1 protein-coding gene is annotated in these 1612 nt (G+C 65.4%); it reads right to left on the bottom strand.

All coding sequences use genetic code 11. The features are described from left to right. Positions 1 to 175 precede the first annotated feature (175 nt). Positions 176 to 1186 (bottom strand): GTP 3',8-cyclase MoaA, encoded by a 1011-nt coding sequence (gene moaA / locus RJQ10_RS07510; protein WP_350145200.1) that lies wholly within the window; start codon positions 1184 to 1186, stop codon positions 176 to 178. Positions 1187 to 1612: the final 426 nt, after the last annotated feature.

The raw sequence follows: 1612 nt of genomic DNA, 5'->3' as shown, positions 1-1612 counted from the left end.
CGCCGGGCGGGCCTTCTACCAGGATGGGCTTGCGCAGCTGGAAGGCGAGGAAAACCGCGGTTGCGATCTTCGGACTGCAGATGTAACCGAAGGACTCAAAGCCCTGCTCGATGACCTCGATGGAGGCCAGCTGTGGAAAGTCCTGGGTGTGCACGTGGATACCTCGTGGAGCCAGCTAGCCGCCGGTCATGTTCATGAAGCGCAGGATTTCAGGTTCCTCGCCGTGGGTGAAATGGTGCTTCTCCGGCTTCAACGCCATGGCCGCGACGATAGCGCTCTCCAGGTCGGCCCGGCTGGAACCGGGGGCACGCAGTATCGGCCGCAGATCCGCCGAATGCTCGTTGCCCAGGCAGAGCAACAGGCGCCCCTCGACAGTAAGGCGCACCCGATTGCAGAGATGGCAGAAGTTGTTGCTGTGCGGTGAGATAAAGCCGACTCGGCTGCGGCTGTCGCGCATGCTGAAGTAGCGTGCGGGGCCGGCGCTGCCTGCCGGGTCCCCCTGCGGCTGCAGCGGATAGCGGCTGCCGATAAGCTGTTCCAGCTCTGCGCTGCTGCAGAAACTGAGTTTCCGGCTGTGTTCATCGATACGCCCCAGCGGCATTTCCTCGATAAAGGCAATGTCTATCCCGCGCTGGCGGGCGAACTCCACCAGGTCCAGCACTTCATCGTCATTGCGCCCACGGAGGATCACGGCATTGAGTTTAATCCGCTCGAAACCCGCGGCGACAGCCGCATCCACCCCGGCGATAACCCGGTCCAGGTCGCCGAACCGGGTCAACTCGCGGAAACGGTCGGGCCGGAGGCTGTCGAGGCTGATATTGATCCGGCTGACGCCAGCGGCGTGCAGCGGTACAGCGAGTTCAGCCAGCCGCGAACCGTTGGTGGTCAGCGCCAGCACTTCCAGGCCGGGCAGCTGGCCGAGGCGCTGCACGAGCGACAGGATGTTGTTGCGGATCAGCGGTTCGCCGCCGGTGAGGCGGATCTTGCGCACCCCCAGCCCGGTCGCGGCCTCGGCAACGCGGTACAGTTCCTCCAGTGTCAGCACCTGGGGTTTGGGCACGAACTGCATGTCCTCCGCCATGCAGTACACACAGCGGAAGTCGCAGCGGTCGGTGACCGACAGGCGCAGATAGCTGATCCGGCGCTGGAACGGGTCGACCAGGGTGGCGGGGAAGTCGTGGGCCATCGCGGCAGTGTACTGCCTGTGGGCGCTGGGCTCTAGTGCCGCCTCGCGGCCGCTGCGGTGTTCGGTGGAAGCTTCGTTTCCCTGGCGGCCTGACGGCCGCTGCGTCGCTCCCGGTCGGGAATAGCCATTTTCTCCACTGCGGGCGCATGCGGCGCGCGTTCCCTTGGTGATCTTGCGCTGGCGTCTGGCCGCGCACGCTGCGAGCGGGTGCCGCATCCGGCATGGCTGGGGCAGGGTCGGGATGGCCTGTTCCCACTTGCAGGGCTGCGGACTGGCAGCCACCAAGCCGGAAAGGTGGTCGCACCGACGCCCTCCGAGTCCGAAAAAGGCCATTCCCGCCCGGGATCAACGCGGGTGGGAGGTTCTGGCGAAGGGACTTTGTTACTGGTGAGGACGGCTGCTGGTACGAGATTCTGGCTCCCAAGC

The organism is Haliea sp., from assembly GCF_040222615.1.
Lineage (GTDB): Bacteria > Pseudomonadota > Gammaproteobacteria > Pseudomonadales > Halieaceae > Haliea.
The sequence above is the reverse complement of the archived record's forward strand: the minus strand, read 5'-3'. Positions and strand labels throughout refer to the sequence as shown.